Below are 15,823 nucleotides of genomic sequence, written 5' to 3'. Positions count from 1 at the left end.
TACTTTACGATTTACGTGCGTATAGAAGATTTTTCTCTAAAGAATGTTTCCTCCTCTCCCGGAGTCTATCTCATGAAAGACTCCCAAGGAGTTGTTCTTTATGTCGGCAAAGCGAAAAATTTACGGAATCGTCTTGCTTCATATCTTCAAAAGAAGAGTGATTCTCGCGAGCGTGTTCCCTTTTTGATGAAAAAAACAACCGATATAGAGACCATTGTTGTATCCAATGAAACGGAAGCCATTCTTTTAGAAAATAATCTAATCAAAAAGTATCAACCTCGGTATAACGTTCTTCTTAAAGACGACAAAACTTTTTTCTGTCTATCTGTATCCCTTCAACATCCTTGGCCAAAAATTGAAGCCATACGCACACGAGCTCTCTCCCCTGGCAAAAAAAAACAATTATTATTTGGCCCATATGTTAGTGCAGAAGCTTGCTATGCCTTGCTTGAAGTAATTAGCCAGTGGTTCCCTCTGAGGACCTGCTCCGATAAAGAATTCGCAACGCGCCAACGCCCCTGCATTCTTTATGAAATGAAGAGATGCTTGGCTCCTTGCGTGAACTTATGCTCCAAAACGGAATATCAGGAGACTTTGGAAAAAGCCCTGCTTTTTCTTAAAGGTGACGTGACTGCTACATTAACAAACCTAGAAAAAGCCATTAAAAAAGCTTCTCAAGAGCAGAAATTCGAGCACGCTGCAGCCCTGTACCGCACACTCACACTAATCCGCCAGACCATGGCAAAACAGCACGTGGAAAAATTTCAAGCCTATAATATTGATATACTCGGACTTTATAGAAAAGGGCCTCTTGCGATTGTTTCCGTGTTATCAGTGTATTCTGGAAAACTCCTCGGAGCTCGACATTTTATCTTCCCAGAAAATGCTCAAGAAGACTCCGCTTTATTTTCCTCCTTTATCTTACAATATTATGCTGAAAACCCTCGAATCCCTAAACAAATCTTCCTTCCCATCCCCTTAGATAGCCCCGAGCTCCCTTACCTACTTAATGCCGCCACACCACCCAAAATATACTGCCCCAAAACAGAATACGGAAAAGAACTCCTTGCCCTTGCCCATAAAAATGCTGCTGAGCAAGCTAAACCTTTAAACTTGGTTACTGCTCCCTACGAGGAGATTCAACGATTTTTTCAATTAAGCCAATACCCCCATCGCATTGAGTGCTATGATAATGCGCACCTACAAGGGAAACACAATGTAGGCGTATATGTAGTATTTGAAAAAGGGGGCTTTGCTCCCCGGCAGTACCGCACCTTTTCCATATCTTCTCAAGGAGATGATCTAGCAGCGCTTGAAGAAGTGCTTACGCGGCGTTTTCGCTCACTTACTACGGAGCTTCCTGATCTTATTGTGATTGATGGTGGACGCCATCAGTTTAAACGAGCTCAGGACGTTTTAGAGAAACTCAATTTAACGGGCATTACTATAATTACTATCGCTAAGGAAGCTGGGAACCACAGTAAAAGCTTGCGCCAGGAGAAGCTTTTTTGCAAATCTTTCCCTCAAGGAATCTTGCTCCCCCCTACTTCTGAAATTCTTCAATTCTTTCAGTTATTACGAGACGAGGCGCATCGTTTTGCCATTCACCACTATCGTAAAAAGCACGCTAAAGAGACTCTAACAACGAAAAAAATCCCGGGAATAGGCGCCATCAAAACGCAACGACTACTTCAAAAATTCAAAAGCTGGAAACGCATATTGGCGGCATCGGAAGAAGAACTGAAAACAGTTCCTGGGTTAACCAAAAAAGATATTCAACACATTCGAAAAGAAGGCCAAGAACAAAAAGACTCTGTGTGAGCCTTTTTATTCTTCTGTTTTGATTAAAGAAACTTCCTCTAAATATTCTTCTGCGGCGGGAAGCTCTTCTAAACAAGGTTCTGCAACTACTTCGATCGCGGGGACTTCCTCATCTTTTGCTTTGGGATGTGTCAATCCCTTGACTACAACATGAACAGCAGCAACGTGCAACCCTGTGTATTCCGAAATTTCAGATACGATGCATCCTTGGATTTCTTCAGTTTTTTCAGGAATAGAAACTCCATAATCGACATTCACTTCAACTCGAACTTTGACTAAGGAATGCTTACTATCCTGCTCGACATAGATCCCCTTCATTCGTTCAATATCTCGGCCAAAGAGAGTGTCTATCAGATTCCCTCCTAGCAAAGAAACCCCGTCGATTTTTGCCAAACAATGAAGAATGATCACCTGAATCACACGAGTCTCTATATCGCGGCTAAAAACTGTTTCTGGGAACTCGATCTCTTTCGCATCTAGTTTCAATTTTTGCTTATCCATACTTTCTGTTGCCTCATTCTCGTGATCATTGCTCTTCTATTCAGCTCTATTTCTAAGCCAAAAAATTTTTAACAGCAACACTTTCAAAAGCTTTTTTCATCAAAAAATTTTTTCTGAATGCAAGGGTAAAAGTTACTTTAATCTAAGTCAATAATAAGATCAAAAGAACAAATGCATTCTGAACATTGCTCTTCTACTTAAACAAGGAACTTTTTAATAAAGTATAAAATACAGGGAACATTTATTATTTCTGGTGGAAATAATAGGAAATAATAAATAGCTGTTTCATGAATGCCCATCTAAAGCATACACAATATCGTATAGATTTACTGAGCTGCTTTATCTGCTTATTAATGATACTCTGGTTTGGCTTTTGTGTACGTTTCGAAGAGCCCGAGTGGGGATTAGTTCCAGGCTGCCTAGGATATTTATTAGCTAGAATAAAAAACCGAGGAACTATTCGCTGGTTTTTCCTCTGTTTTTTCTTTCATCTAGTAGCAGGAATATTTCTTGTTGTGCTACGCCCTAAGCCAAAACAAAATTAGACATTCGTTCTTAAAAAATGGCCCAGCAATCTTTTTTTTAGCGAGAAAAGCTGCTCTAGGAAATAATACGATTGTTTACAACAAATTGAGTTAGGCAGTCTTCTCATGAATTCCAGCGCATTCCCTTTTACCTTTTTCTTACTCTATATTTGTCTGGGAATGCTTACCGCTTATCTAGCGACCAAGAAAAACCGTAATCCCATAGGGTGGTTTCTTGCTGGGATGTTTTTCGGCATCTTCGCAGTTATCTTCCTGCTTATTCTCCCCCCTCTTTCTTTTACACAAGATGACGACTCAACGGAACGGGAGGATTCTGAAGACTTTTTTCTACAAAACACTTTAGAAGACTCAGAGATTATTTCGATTCCAGATACAATCAATCAAGCTGCGATCGATACGGAGAAATGGTTTTATTTAAGCAAAGATCGCACAAACGTAGGCCCGCTTTCGATAGTACAGCTAGCAGCTTTTTTGGAGGAATGCAAGAACTCGCCGGAAAAAGGAATCGACCCTAAAGAACTTTGGGTATGGAAAAAAGGAATGGCGGACTGGGGAAAAGTAAAAGATATCCCAGAACTCTTAGAGATGGTAAAAGACGAATAAAAAAAGCCCCTTAAAGGGGCTTTAAGTACACCTTACCAACTCGCCTTGACAACGCCAGGAATATCTCCCATAGAGGCCATTTGTCTGAAACAAATTCTTGAAATAGCAAACTTTCTAAGGTATCCACGAGGACGCCCTGTCAACAGGCATCTGTTGTGTAAACGAGAAGGGGATGTATCCCTTTTCATCTTATTCAGAGCTACACGAGCCTTTTCTCTTTCTTCCTCGCTAACAGATAAACTTTTCGCAAGTTTTCGAAGCTCTGCTCTTTTCTGAAAATTAGCTTCTACCAATTTTCGACGTTTAACTTCCCTAGCTACTGCTGACTTCTTCGCCATGCGTTCTCACCTAAATCTATATGTTACTTCTTACGAGCAGGACCTGCTTGTCGTTGCTTACGGTTAGGATCTTTCTTATTGATTACATAAAGACGTCCTTTGCGACGAACAAGCTTATCACCTTTTGAAGGGTCTGCTTTAATGGATGAACTAACTCTCATAACAAGCCTTACCTGGCGCTCTTAAAAAAAAATAAAGAGACTGATTCTCACTACACCCTCATTCTCTCAAATGAGAGTCTCTAACAAAATAGCCCCCTAGCGGGCAGAAAAACCTGTAGAATTCGTAGCACAAACAAAGCTATAAAATTCTACAATGATCTCTGCTCTCTAAGCATTTCTAAAGAGGCGCTAGCCCCTTTTAGTACACAGAACTGCAAATGAGAGCCTTCCCGGATAAAGGAGGATTAACATCTAGAGGAACAGAATTTACCCTTTTCCACACTTTTTGACAATAAGAGACTTGCTCTACTTTGAACTTCTACCCGTCCCCCTTTTTACACAGAAAATCATAAAAATCAGCCTCCTGTATTGATCTTTTTAGGCGAGATCCTTTAAACTTACCCCTGGTCTTTTTAGGGACGACACCCTACAGACTTCGAGAGTATTAGGAGAATATTGTGAAACGCACCTATCAACCTAGTAAAAGAAAACGAAGAAACTCCGTGGGATTCAGAGCCCGCATGGCTACAAAAAGCGGAAGAAATCTTTTGAACCGTCGTCGCCGTCATGGCCGCCACTCTTTAATCGACCTCTAAAATTTTTATTGTGCATCGGTTAACTTTCCCCAAAAATGCCCGGTTGTTAAAACGCAAGCAGTTCATTTATGTACAGCGTTCTGGGCATTGTTGTCGGACTGGCCAGGCGACTTTACGAATAATTCCTTCTCGCCATCCAGGCATTCGTAAGTTGGGCATTACTGTGTCTAAAAAATTTGGGAAAGCTTATCAGCGCAATCGTTTTAAGAGGGTTGTACGGGAGGCTTTTAGGCATGTTCGTGCAGATCTACCCGGATGTCAAGTGGTTGTTTCTCCAAAAGGAAACACGCAGCCCAATTTTTTGAAATTATCTGAAGAGCTCCTTAGACATATTCCAGAGACTTTGTCTCTGATTTCTGCTTCTAAATAGTTTTCTGACTAAAAAAAACATTCCACGCTATGGAGGCATGGAATGCAGAGAATTTTGTCCCAGGCTTTTGTTAAGACTGATGTCGCATATGATCTAACGAGCGAGATATAGTCGATTGCACATCTTGTGGAGCCGATTCGAAAGCAATCTCAGCATGCTCCAGAGCGCTATTAGGGAGCCCTGCATCAAGGTAATACTGGGAAATAATCATTTCCAGTCTCCACTGATTCTCTTTATCCTGCTCCCCGAATTGCGTTAAATATCCAGCTAAAGGCTCTATTACCTCTGCAACGCTTATCTGTGTTGCACCCTGAGAACGCTTGGCCAACTCTTGAAACTCAATCAAAGCAACCGTAAAGTGTGTAAGATGTTCATTCTCTGGATCCAATTCTAACAGGCGATTTTTTACGGCACGACACTCGTCAGAATCCATTCTACCCGCTTCGACTAGTTGTCGAAATTTTTCGGATAAGAAAAAGCTATCATCGCACAACAGCCCTTGATCAAGCGCTGCCGCCATGAAATCTTTCCTAGAAAGCTCCTCTGCAAGCTGATAATACTTACGTAGTTCTCCTACTGGCAACGAGGAAATAAGCGGAAATACTTGTTCTAACTCCCGATCATTAGCAATAACTCTACAGAGACTCTCCCCTAAATTCGCCCCATTTTCGTTTCCAAAACTCTCAATCTTATAAATTTCTCGTTCTTCGGGGGACAAAAGCACCAAACTAGGAAAAACATTGATGTGTAGTTTATCCTTTAAATCCTCATTTTGTTCATTTATTAGAGGGTCTCGAAATTCTGCATGGCGAGGAAAATCTACCGCCACACAAATAAATTTATCGACAACTGCTGATACAAAATCTGAAGAACTCAGCACTTCATCACGAATCTTCATGCAGCAGCCGTTCCAGTCAGAACCTGAGAAAAACAATAACATTGGGAGATCTTTCTCTTCGCTCTTGTTTTTGGCCTCTTGATAATCAACATACCAAGAAATCTCATTACGCACGTCTGAAGGAGTAGCGCACACACTAGATGAAGCTAATCCAAAGAAAACCAAGGTACCCAAAAGCTTTTTCTGTTTGAAAGAGCAACTCCTAGCAATCCGTAAAGAAAACATGAATCCTACTCCTTGCTTGTCCGTTAAACGTAACGACACCCCAAAAAACGCCCCTTGAAGAGGGTTTTCGAACACTTTTCGTGTATATTCTTTTTTTTATTAAAAGCAAACAAAGATTCTACTCTTGAAAATAGCGCTCTTCCTTCCCCTCGTTTCGGAATATTTACTATTTCCTACATCGAGATCCAGAATCCAAGCATAAGGAAAAATTCTATAGACTAAGCAGAAAGGGTTGCTTATCATGAGGGGAGGATTGGCTCTAGCAGCACCAAAAACAAGGCTTTTTTACATGAATCATGCCATAGACTTATTTCTGTACAACACCCTGTCGCGAGAAAAAGAACGTTTTCTGCCCATTAATGATCCCGTCAAACTTTATACGTGCGGTCCCACTGTTTATGATTACGCTCATATAGGAAATTTTCGCACCTATGTTTTTGAAGATTTGCTAAAAAGAGTCCTTCTTTTTCTAGGGTACTCTGTCTATCACGTAATGAACATTACAGATGTGGATGACAAGACTTTAGCTGGAGCTCGTAAGAAAGGCTGTTCCCTTGAACAATATTGCCAACCCTATATTGATGCATTTTTTGCTGATTTAGAAACCTTGCATATTTTAAAAGCGGATGCCTGTCCCCATGCTACCCATTACATCTCCCAAATGATCGAAGCTATTCAACAGCTTATCGATCAAGGAGTTGCTTATGTGGGGCAGGACCGGTCTGTTTATTTTTCCATTAGCCAGTTTCCGAATTACGGAGCTCTATCGCACCTGAACTTGGAAGAATTGCGGCAGACTTCTCGCGTAGATACAGATGAATATGATAAGGATAACTTATGTGATTTCGTTTTATGGAAAGCTTACGATCCTGCTAGGGACGGAGAAATTTTCTGGGACAGCCCTTTTGGAAAAGGGCGCCCCGGCTGGCATTTAGAGTGCTCCATCATGTCTATGTCTCTTCTTGGTCAGTCCTTGGATATTCATGCTGGAGGCATAGACAATATCTTCCCTCATCATGAGAATGAGATTGCGCAATCCGAATCATTATCACATAAACCTTTCGTTCGTTATTGGCTGCACTCCCACCATCTTCTCGTTGATGGAAAAAAAATGTCTAAAAGCTTAGGAAATTTTTTCACGTTGAGAGATCTGCTGCACCAAGGATTTTCAGGGGCAGAAGTGCGTTATCTCTTGCTGCAAGGACACTACAGAACCCAGCTAAATTTCACTCAAGAAGGATTACAAGCCTCCCGCCAAGCTCTTAAGCGCCTGAGGGATTTCATTAGTAGACTAGAGGATCCTTCTTATCTAGAGGACAGCATTCATCCGGAAGTAGGAGCCTCCTGCCAAGAATTTTTAGAAATTTTTGTTTCTTCTATTACGAACGACTTAAATATTTCCTCTGCTCTAGCAGCCTTATTCGATTTTGTTCGAAAAATCAATGGAATGATTGACCGCCAAGCTGCGCAAGAGGCAACGGCTCCTTGCATATTTTCTAAACAAGATGCGCAATATATTCTTTCCTTATTGAGACGAATAGACCAAGTGCTAGGAGTTTTGCCTTTTTCCCAACAGGATATTCCTGAAGATGTACTACTTCTTGTAGAAAAAAGAGAAGCTGCTAGAAAAATTAAAAATTGGCAAGAAGCAGACAGGATTCGAGACGAGATCTTATCCCGCGGTTTCGCCCTTGAAGATGGCAAAACCGGGATAAGGGTAAAGAAAATTTAGTCTTGTTTGGTTTCTATACGCCGCATAACAGGGAAATATAGAACATCTCGAATAGATGCAGCATCTGTTAGCATCATAACTAACCGATCTATTCCTATTCCGAATCCTCCTGCTGGCGGCATTCCTTGACAGAGAGCTTCCAAAAATTCTTCATCTATAGGATGGTACTCACTATCAGGATTCAAAGCTTTTTTCTGCATTTGCTCTTCTAACAATTTTCGTTGTTGCAAAGGATCATTAAGCTCTGAATACGCATTGCAGAGTTCCTTCCCTAAACAGAAGCTCTCAAATCTTTCCACTAGAGTTTCATCTCCGGAACGCAGTGTCTTGCAAAGAGGCGTGGTTTCTAATGGGTGGTCCGTGATGTGATGCGGCGCAATAAGCTTGTCACAAACAAGCTCATCAAACAATAAAGCTATCATTTCTCCTCTGGTAGCAGAAATGTAGGTTTTTTCTGGAAGAGATGTTTCCTTTTTCAGAATATTTCGCAATTCCTGATCTGAATACAGATCGACATCAACGCCTCCGTATACCGAAATACTTTCTTTCATAGTCATACGGATCCAAGGAGCTTTGAAATCCACAATTTGAGGGCCAGATTTCAAATGGGAGTACGATACTTTAGTATCCCCATTGTTTAAAGCTCGCACAATATACTCAACAAGGTTTTCCACATAGTTCATCACTTCATTATAATCCCAATACGCGGCATAAGCCTCGATCATGGTGAACTCAGGATTGTGCGTTCTATCGATACCCTCATTACGAAATACCTTGCCAATTTCATAAATACGCGGCACCCCGCCCACAAGGATTTTTTTTAATGCAATTTCTAGAGAGATTCTTAGAAACATTTCTGCATGTAAGGCTTTTAATGTGGTAACAAAAGGCGTTGCTTCCGCCCCTCCGTAGATTGTTTGAAGAATAGGAGTTTCCACTTCTAAAAAGCCCTGCTGATCCATATATTCACGAATCAACTTAAGAATCCGACTTCTTGCTAAAAATGTGGTGCGAACTTCCTCTGATGAAATGAGATCAGCCCAACGTTTACGATAACGGATTTCCTTATCCGCCAATCCTGCATGTTTATCAGGGAGAGAAATTAAGGATTTACACAGTAACGTCACAGTTTCGACAAGAACGGTTAGCTCTCCCGAATGCGTAAAAAAGAGATAACCTTCTATGCCTAAAATATCCCCTAAGTCCAGCTTCTTCTCAATGAATTTCAGCGGAGAGATCTCTGCTTCCGAGGATAATCCCTCTACCTGAGAAAATTCTCGATTAAACATAACTTGAATTTTAGCGTTATTATCGAGAATTTGCCCGAAAGCGTTTTTCCCCATAGAACGAAAAAGAACGAGTCTTCCTGCGAATCGCACCTTAGGAGTCTCTTTTCGAAAAGCTGCTTCGCTATCGCCTAATGCAGTATCTGCAACCCGATCACGAATTTCCTGCACCCCAACACAGTTTGTGTATTGATAAGGGTAAGGATTTATTCCTAAATTTCTGATTTCTTCTAACTTGTTGGTTCTGAACAAATAATCTTCGTGTCGCAAATACTCAACTTCTGCAGACATCAACCGTCCTTTGGCTAAAAAAATGGTAGCAATGTTTTTCTTCTTATGACAACCCTAAAGGTCCTAAGTAGACCCATGCTACATCAAACCTGAGAATTTTTGAAGAGAGGATAAGAAGCTTTCTTCCTCTGAATTGGGAAGAGAAAACTTTTCCGTTTTCTCTTCCTTTATTTTTGTAAAAAAAAGACTCTTTTTTAGAGAGATTTAAGAGAGACGCAATACTTTCTTTAATCGGTGAACATAAGCTTCGCCGCCTCCATGCTCAAAGCCTAGTCTTGCTACTTCTCTACCTTGAGCATCTAGCAAGACAAGAGTAGGGAATCCCTCTACTTGATACTGGTTTTTTAACTGACGATTCTGCTCTTTCTGCTCTGGGCTTTGCTGCCCGTTGTGAGGGAAATCCACCTCCACCATACAAAGATGTTGCTTCGCAAAATCAACAAAAGCCGCGGTTGTTAAAATTTGCTCTTGCATCCTCATGCACCAGATACACCAATCGGAGCCTGTAAAAAATAATGCTACAAATTTGTCTTCTTTCTTAGCCTTATTGAGAGCCTCTTGATAAGACATCCAATGAATGCCAGACTCTGCAATCTTGCCTATTTTCTCCGAACCTGCGGCACGCCGCTTGGCTGCAAAACAAGGAGCTGTTGCAGACATACAGAAAATAAGCAGACTCCCCAATAACCAGTTTCTCATAATGTTTTCTCTTTGTTTACGTGTAAGGAATTGCTTTCTTAGCCTTTAATATGACAATAGTGATGCGTAGATTGCAATGAATTCATCCGGGCTGATACCCTTATCTCTCTGGAACAAAAGCCCACTTGCCACCTGGGCACTTAGTCGACACGCCATGCACGCACTTGCTGTTTTTCAAGAAATTTTTCATCGCTATACGGAAAAGGCCTACCCAGCCACGTCTACACTGGTGCCACTATATTTTCCAGAAGAACCGCTTAACTTGAAGGACAACTTAGCTCCACCTGCCGAACTTCCCCCTGATCACTCTACTGTACCCCCCTCTTCTCCTCCCCAAGAACCAAAGAAACCCTCTACCACTCTGGTTATCCCGCCGGTCTCTCAACAGCCTAAAGAAACTAGTCACACATGGGCCTGTGTTCCTATTTATCCCGGACTTTCTCATGAAGAGCTTCTAAAAGAGAATTATCCTGCCTTGAAACAGTATGTGCAGCGACCCGCACGAGCCTCTTGCGGGATCTTTGTCCATGAAACTCAAGAACATGACATTCTTTTTTTTAATCGATTGGCTAAAATTCTCTCTCAAAAACTTTTCCCTTCCCGTCTTGTTCTTTTTCATCAGACAACTTTGTCTGATTTTAGCCAATTCTCCCATCCTTTTTGTTTGGCTCCCTTACCCAGAATCGGGTATAAACACGCACAACTCAAATACCACGATCCTATTTTGCAAGATAAAATAACCTGCATACCCATTTATTCCTCTTACCAGTACGAAAACGATTCAGAATTAAAAAGAGATTTATGGACTCTACTAACCAATCTTTCCGCTTCTATGCAGAAGTCTTAGTCAGCGCGAATATCAATAAAATCCTAGACTATGGCATTCCTGCTGAATTGGAAAACCGAGTAGCTGTGGGATCTGTTGTTAAGGTTCCTCTGCAAAGAAAGCTTCCCCAGGACAAGTACAAATTTGCTGTTGTTCTCAAAATCAAAGACTCCTCAGATTTTGTGGATGTCATTCAACCCATTATAGACATCAGTTATGAAGGAATCATCCTTTCTAAGGATCTCATTGATTTAGTTTTCTGGATCAGTCAATACTACTTTTGTCCTTTAGGAAGTACTCTATCTCTATTCCTCCCTACAGTATATGCACAGACGCTCTCGACCAAACATCAAAACAACGTGTTCTTAGGGCAAAATGCTGAGCGCACTCAAGAAATTGTAAAATCTCTAAAAGATCCTCTCCAAGTTGCCGTACTTCGTAAATTACTCAAAACAACAGGTCCACTCACCCCTCCCGAACTGATAAAGAAAACCTCTTCCTCTAACAAGACTTTAGAAGCGTTAGTCAAACAAGGTTTCATCCGCATTGTGGACTCTGCTAGTTTGGAAATTCAAGATGAACAACTGCACTACTTTCTTCCAGAATCGCCAACGCTGACTCCAGAGCAACAAGCAGCGGTTGACACAATCTCCCAATCACTGGTTACCTCGCAGTTTCAAACGTGCCTATTATTCGGAGTGACTGGGAGTGGAAAAACTGAAGTCTATCTGCAAGCCATTCGTAAAGCTAGGGCTTTAGGGAAAAGCGTCATTCTTCTTGTTCCCGAGGTTACTTTAACGATTCAAACTCTTTCCTTTTTTAAAATGCACTTCGGTTCCGAAGTGGGGGTGCTACATTACAAGTTAAGCAATAGCGAGCGCACTCAAACCTGGCATAAGGCCTCTCGAGGATTAATTAATATCATCATAGGCCCGCGTTCTGCTATTTTTTGTCCTATGCAGAATCTCGGGTTGATCATTGTTGATGAGGAGCATGACGGAGCCTATAAACAGAGTGACTTACCCCCTTTTTATCAAGCACGAGATGTCGCCGTCATGCGAGGGAAATTCACAAATGCCACAGTCATTCTTGGCAGCGCCACTCCGAGTTTAGAAAGTTATACCAATGCACTAGCTAAAAAATATACCCTTTCCGTTCTTTCTAAACGCGCTTCCACATCCGTTCCCACCAAAGTTTCTCTTATCGATATGAATAAGGAGAGAGAAAAAACACGAAAAAAACTTCTTTTCTCCCCAACGGTCATTCGGAGCATTGAGCAACGTTTAGCAGTAGGAGAACAAACGATTATTTTCTTTAATCGCCGAGGCTTTCATACCAACGTATCCTGCTCTTCCTGCAAATACACCTTGAAGTGCCCTCATTGCGATATGATCCTCACCTTTCATAAAAACGAGCAAATTCTCCTATGTCATCTTTGCAACACCAGACTATCTAAGCCTATTACCACATGTCCTCAATGCCACGGAACTATGACTCTACAATATCGAGGCGCTGGAACAGAAAAAATAGAAGCTCTTCTTCAAGAATTTTTCCCAACAGCCCGCACTATACGCCTCGACTCTGACACCACTCGCTTTCGAGGAAGTCACGATTCTTTAATCAAACAATTCGCGACAGGGAAGGCAGATATTCTTATCGGAACACAAATGATTGCGAAAGGAATGCATTTCCCTGCAGTCACCCTTTCCGTTGTGTTAAGCGGGGACTCTGGCTTATACATCCCTGATTTTCGTGCAGCAGAACAAGTCTTTCAACTCATTACACAAGTAACGGGACGCTCTGGGCGTAGCTATCTCCCTGGAGAAGTTTTGATTCAAACATTTCTTCCTCAAAATTCCACGATAGCACACGCTTTAGCTCAAGATTTTCCTTCTTTTTACAAGGAAGAAATTTTAGGAAGAAAGGCGTGTAATTACCCACCTTTTACCAGATTAATCCGTTGTATTTTTCTCGGGAAATGCGCTGCATATACTTTAAACGAGGCTCAACGGGTGCATGCACTAATCAAGCAAAATCTGGACCCCCAAGCAGCTCTTATGGACGTATCTCCTTGTGGCCATTTTAAAGTCAAAGACCTGTTTCATTATCAATTTTTAATCAAAACACGCCACATTCTTACAGCCAATAAACAGCTTCAGGATGCATTTGCGGCTGCAAAGTTATCTTCTAAAGTGCGCTGCATCGTAGATATAGATCCGGTTAGCACATTCTTCTGATCAGCCATTCCTAAAAGCAAAGAAACTAAAAAGTCCACTTCCTCTTCGGTATTAAAAGCATGTAAATTAGCTCGTAAAAGCTCTTTTGACCTCCCCACTCGTACCCCAGACGCAGTTAACCGCTGATACAGGTCCTGAGAAGAAACTCCTGGGAGAGAAAGAGGTTGCACAAATCCTGGCGCAGCCGAAGGAACCTTTTGAGCAAAATACTCTCGAATCCGTTGTAATTGAACTCGTGCAGTCTCTCCTTCTGTCGAGAGAAACTCATAAGCAACTTGTATAGAAACTAATGTATGAGGAGGCAGCCCTGTAGAAAGACTCACCATAGGTTCTTTCATAAAATCCCGTTTCTTATCGCAGGAAGATAGAAGAGCTGCTCCAACGACCCCCAAAGCTTTACCAAAGGTAACAAGAACAGCATAAACATTCTCATATCCTACCAAGGAACATAATCCCTTACCGGATTCTCCAAATAGTCCAACAGCGTGCGCTTCATCGATGATTAACTGAGCATGATACTTTTGTGACAAAAAGATCATTTGCTCTAAAGGAGCAAACGATCCCTTAAAGGAATAGACGGAACTGGCAAGAATGAATACTTTCTTGAACCCCTGCCTCTGACAAGATGCGAGTAAAGATTCCAGATGATTCAGATCATTATGACGGAAACTCTGGTGTTTATTTGGCAGAAACAGGGAGACATTATAGGAAACTGAAATATGAACCTGTTCATCCCACAAAACATAATCCGCGGCCGAAGCCAGATGAGCGCAAACCGCGGTATTTGCAACAAAACCACTGGGTAAAACAAGGGCCTCAGGAACACCATGAAAGTGAGCGATCCCTTGCTCTAGCTCTTGCAACAATGTAGAGGGGCCTAAAATAGCGCGCGACCCACCATATCCCAGACGCGCGCTAGGCTCCCTCCTGCAATAGCTATGATAGCGGTCTTCAATAGCCTCTGACAAGCTCTCTAAACGAGAAAAGCCAAGGAAGTCGTTGGTAATAAAATCAATAGGGAAAGACTCTTTCAAAACGAATATTCCTCACAGCTATAATTATTTAAAGAGCAATCCCTATTCGCTAAATAACCGTTTTGCTAAAGCGTTTAACGAGCAATAATCCGGCTTCCCTGTCCCCAACATAGGGATGGCGCTTACTTGATGGTGATAAGAAATTTTTAGCAAATTACTTGTTTTTGAGTTTTTCAGAATATCATTTACTTCCTGAATCGAGGTGGGGAATGTAGTAAACAGACATAACCGTTCCTTTTCTCCTGGAAGGCCACATACAACTAAGGGATGCTCCGCTTCGTTTTGTCCACAGCCTTCTATCAAGATACTTTCCATTGCTTCGAGACTAATCATTTCTGCACCGATCTTCACGAAACGACTCAACCGTCCTTTCAAGAATAACTCCCCGTGGCGATCTACATACCCTAAGTCCCCGGTTACATACCAAGTTTCTCCTGCCAACTCTATAAATCCATGCCCAAAATCTTCTCCAAGATATCCCTTGAATAACGAAGTACCTCGAGTAAGCACAAGTCCCGTAACACCCGTAGAGACTGGGACTTTTGTCTCTTCAGAAACAATTAACACTTCCATTCCTCTAACCGGAATACCTACACAAGATTCATGTTTCGGGCTATTTACCGTATTAATGGTAATGACCGGAGAACATTCTGTGGTTCCATATCCCTGACGCAACTGTACATGTGGGAATGTTTTTAGCGCTTCTTGATATAAAGAATGTTTGAAAACATCTCCCCCAATGACAACGAATCGCAAAGAAGGCAACGATGTTTCACTTTTTTTAGCTGCAGCCAGAATGTAGCTAAAAAAGACCGGCGTGCTTCCTAGCAAGGTAACTTTAGCCTCGTCAACCATCTCCACTATTTTTTTTGCATACAAGGGGTTGTAAGCAAAAACAACAGGCACTCCAGAAAGAAGCGGGAACAGAGTGCAAGAATTAAACCCATAAGCATGGAATGGTGGAAGGAACGACATCATGACATCGTCTTCTTTGGGAGAGAAGAAATCGAAACAGGCTTTTTGATTAGCAAGTAATGAAGCGTTAGTAAGAGGCACTCCTTTAGGAAGTTTCTCTGTCCCTGATGTGAAAAGAATCACCGCAACATCTTCAGGGGTTTTATCAAACACACCGAACCACCGCATCATCCATTCAAACGGCATGGACATACAGAGTCCCACTCGACATTTATCTAGAAAAGTTAATTCCTTACGAACTTCATCTAGAAAAATTAACGAGAACGGATACTCTGCGTTCTCTCCATGAGTCTGCGCCAATTTTTGGAGCAGAGGCTTGGCAGTAATCACATGTGTTACTCCAACTAGGTTCGCACAAGCTGTTACTTCCCGCATCCCCTGGCTCCAGTTAATCATCACGGGGATCTTCCCAGAGAGTAACGTAGCAAAGTAGGCAATGTAAGCCCCCGCTGATGCAGGCATCATAATTCCGATATGCTTATCGGGATATTTAGTTAAACGTGTGGCTAAGGCACAAACAGCCTTATACACCTGATTATAGGAGAGCTTACCTAGTTGTTCGTCCCAGAAAACAGTTGCAGTAGTCATCTCCGCACAAAGCTTCAAAAAGCTACGCAAAACCGTTTTTTCTGATCGTAATTTCCCTCGTTTACGTTTAGCTGTATTCCTATTATCTCGCATCTTT

15 protein-coding genes are annotated in these 15,823 nt (G+C 41.7%); 7 read left to right on the top strand and 8 right to left on the bottom strand.

The genetic code is table 11. The features are described 5' to 3' along the window. The first annotated feature begins 15 nt into the window (after window positions 1-15). A complete protein-coding gene (gene uvrC, locus B6E89_RS04345; protein WP_080133204.1) occupies window positions 16-1,821 on the top strand; it encodes an excinuclease ABC subunit UvrC in 1,806 nt (601 codons plus the stop codon). A 6-nt stretch (window positions 1,822-1,827) separates the two neighbouring features. Here uvrC and B6E89_RS04340 read toward each other — a convergent pair whose 3' ends face one another. Next, a complete protein-coding gene (locus B6E89_RS04340; RefSeq protein ID WP_080133203.1) occupies window positions 1,828-2,322 on the bottom strand; it encodes an Asp23/Gls24 family envelope stress response protein in 495 nt (164 codons plus the stop codon). A gap of 650 nt (window positions 2,323-2,972) precedes the next feature. On the opposite strand from B6E89_RS04340, the gene B6E89_RS04330 reads away from it, so the two are divergent. Further along, window positions 2,973-3,470, top strand: coding sequence for a DUF4339 domain-containing protein (locus tag B6E89_RS04330; protein ID WP_080133202.1), 498 nt, complete (start codon window positions 2,973-2,975; stop codon window positions 3,468-3,470). Window positions 3,471-3,502: 32 nt separating this feature from the next. Here B6E89_RS04330 and rpsN read toward each other — a convergent pair whose 3' ends face one another. Continuing rightward, window positions 3,503-3,808: a 30S ribosomal protein S14 gene (gene rpsN / locus B6E89_RS04325; RefSeq protein WP_035407688.1), complete on the bottom strand. Its 306-nt coding sequence runs from the start codon at window positions 3,806-3,808 to the stop codon at window positions 3,503-3,505. A 23-nt stretch (window positions 3,809-3,831) separates the two neighbouring features. Beyond that, window positions 3,832-3,969, bottom strand: a complete 138-nt coding sequence (rpmJ, locus tag B6E89_RS04320; RefSeq protein WP_009872166.1) for a 50S ribosomal protein L36 — start codon at window positions 3,967-3,969, stop codon at window positions 3,832-3,834. A gap of 458 nt (window positions 3,970-4,427) precedes the next feature. Between rpmJ and rpmH the strand changes: the two genes are divergently transcribed. Then, entirely contained in the window at window positions 4,428-4,565 is a 138-nt protein-coding gene (gene rpmH, locus B6E89_RS04315) for a 50S ribosomal protein L34 (protein ID WP_010725344.1), read from the top strand. 10 nt (window positions 4,566-4,575) lie between these two features. Then, the gene (gene rnpA / locus B6E89_RS04310; protein WP_080132241.1) at window positions 4,576-4,935 is read left to right on the top strand and encodes a ribonuclease P protein component; all 360 of its coding nucleotides are present in this window, start codon (window positions 4,576-4,578) and stop codon (window positions 4,933-4,935) included. Between the two features lie 70 nt (window positions 4,936-5,005). Here rnpA and B6E89_RS04305 read toward each other — a convergent pair whose 3' ends face one another. Further along, window positions 5,006-6,058: a thioredoxin family protein gene (locus B6E89_RS04305; RefSeq protein ID WP_035407920.1), complete on the bottom strand. Its 1,053-nt coding sequence runs from the start codon at window positions 6,056-6,058 to the stop codon at window positions 5,006-5,008. Between the two features lie 289 nt (window positions 6,059-6,347). Between B6E89_RS04305 and cysS the strand changes: the two genes are divergently transcribed. Beyond that, window positions 6,348-7,790 carry a cysteine--tRNA ligase gene (gene cysS, locus B6E89_RS04300; RefSeq protein ID WP_080133270.1) on the top strand — a complete coding sequence of 481 codons (1,443 nt, stop codon included), beginning with the start codon at window positions 6,348-6,350 and terminating at the stop codon, window positions 7,788-7,790. On the opposite strand, the gene lysS is transcribed toward cysS, so the two are convergent. Together lysS and dsbH are read right to left on the bottom strand one after the other, a co-directional pair. Then, a complete protein-coding gene (gene lysS, locus B6E89_RS04295; RefSeq protein ID WP_080121725.1) occupies window positions 7,787-9,367 on the bottom strand; it encodes a lysine--tRNA ligase in 1,581 nt (526 codons plus the stop codon). The two genes, cysS and lysS, sit on opposite strands and share 4 nt — an antisense overlap. A 204-nt stretch (window positions 9,368-9,571) precedes the next feature. Further along, window positions 9,572-10,066 (bottom strand): disulfide reductase DsbH, encoded by a 495-nt coding sequence (gene dsbH / locus B6E89_RS04290; RefSeq protein WP_080123281.1) that lies wholly within the window; start codon window positions 10,064-10,066, stop codon window positions 9,572-9,574. A 154-nt stretch (window positions 10,067-10,220) separates the two neighbouring features. On the opposite strand from dsbH, the gene B6E89_RS04285 reads away from it, so the two are divergent. Both B6E89_RS04285 and priA read left to right on the top strand, forming a co-directional pair. Further along, window positions 10,221-10,913 carry a hypothetical protein gene (locus tag B6E89_RS04285; RefSeq protein WP_080133201.1) on the top strand — a complete coding sequence of 231 codons (693 nt, stop codon included), beginning with the start codon at window positions 10,221-10,223 and terminating at the stop codon, window positions 10,911-10,913. After that, window positions 10,868-13,129, top strand: coding sequence for a primosomal protein N' (gene priA, locus B6E89_RS04280; protein WP_035407666.1), 2,262 nt, complete (start codon window positions 10,868-10,870; stop codon window positions 13,127-13,129). The genes B6E89_RS04285 and priA overlap by 46 nt, the downstream gene beginning before the upstream one ends. Here priA and B6E89_RS04275 read toward each other — a convergent pair. Both B6E89_RS04275 and B6E89_RS04270 read right to left on the bottom strand, forming a co-directional pair. After that, window positions 13,048-14,163, bottom strand: a complete 1,116-nt coding sequence (locus B6E89_RS04275; RefSeq protein WP_080133200.1) for an aminotransferase class I/II-fold pyridoxal phosphate-dependent enzyme — start codon at window positions 14,161-14,163, stop codon at window positions 13,048-13,050. The two genes, priA and B6E89_RS04275, sit on opposite strands and share 82 nt — an antisense overlap. Before the next feature lie 42 nt (window positions 14,164-14,205). Beyond that, window positions 14,206-15,819, bottom strand: a complete 1,614-nt coding sequence (locus B6E89_RS04270; RefSeq protein ID WP_035407660.1) for an AMP-binding protein — start codon at window positions 15,817-15,819, stop codon at window positions 14,206-14,208. Window positions 15,820-15,823: the final 4 nt, after the last annotated feature.

The sequence above is a fragment of the Chlamydia suis genome (assembly GCF_900169085.1).
Lineage (GTDB): Bacteria > Chlamydiota > Chlamydiia > Chlamydiales > Chlamydiaceae > Chlamydia > Chlamydia suis.
The sequence above is the reverse complement of the archived record's forward strand: the minus strand, read 5'-3'. Positions and strand labels throughout refer to the sequence as shown.

Excerpts from the sequence above, each read along its gene's own strand:
- B6E89_RS04340 (WP_080133203.1), bottom strand. The coding sequence starts at position 2,322 with ATGGATAAGCAAAAATTGAAACTAGATGCGAAAGAGATCGAGTTCCCA.
- B6E89_RS04330 (WP_080133202.1), top strand. The coding sequence starts at position 2,973 with ATGAATTCCAGCGCATTCCCTTTTACCTTTTTCTTACTCTATATTTGT.
- rpsN (WP_035407688.1), bottom strand. The coding sequence starts at position 3,808 with ATGGCGAAGAAGTCAGCAGTAGCTAGGGAAGTTAAACGTCGAAAATTG.
- rpmJ (WP_009872166.1), bottom strand. The coding sequence starts at position 3,969 with ATGAGAGTTAGTTCATCCATTAAAGCAGACCCTTCAAAAGGTGATAAG.
- B6E89_RS04305 (WP_035407920.1), bottom strand. The coding sequence starts at position 6,058 with ATGTTTTCTTTACGGATTGCTAGGAGTTGCTCTTTCAAACAGAAAAAG.
- cysS (WP_080133270.1), top strand. The coding sequence starts at position 6,348 with ATGAATCATGCCATAGACTTATTTCTGTACAACACCCTGTCGCGAGAA.
- lysS (WP_080121725.1), bottom strand. The coding sequence starts at position 9,367 with ATGTCTGCAGAAGTTGAGTATTTGCGACACGAAGATTATTTGTTCAGA.
- dsbH (WP_080123281.1), bottom strand. The coding sequence starts at position 10,066 with ATGAGAAACTGGTTATTGGGGAGTCTGCTTATTTTCTGTATGTCTGCA.
- B6E89_RS04285 (WP_080133201.1), top strand. The coding sequence starts at position 10,221 with ATGCACGCACTTGCTGTTTTTCAAGAAATTTTTCATCGCTATACGGAA.
- priA (WP_035407666.1), top strand. The coding sequence starts at position 10,868 with ATGGACTCTACTAACCAATCTTTCCGCTTCTATGCAGAAGTCTTAGTC.
- B6E89_RS04270 (WP_035407660.1), bottom strand. The coding sequence starts at position 15,819 with ATGCGAGATAATAGGAATACAGCTAAACGTAAACGAGGGAAATTACGA.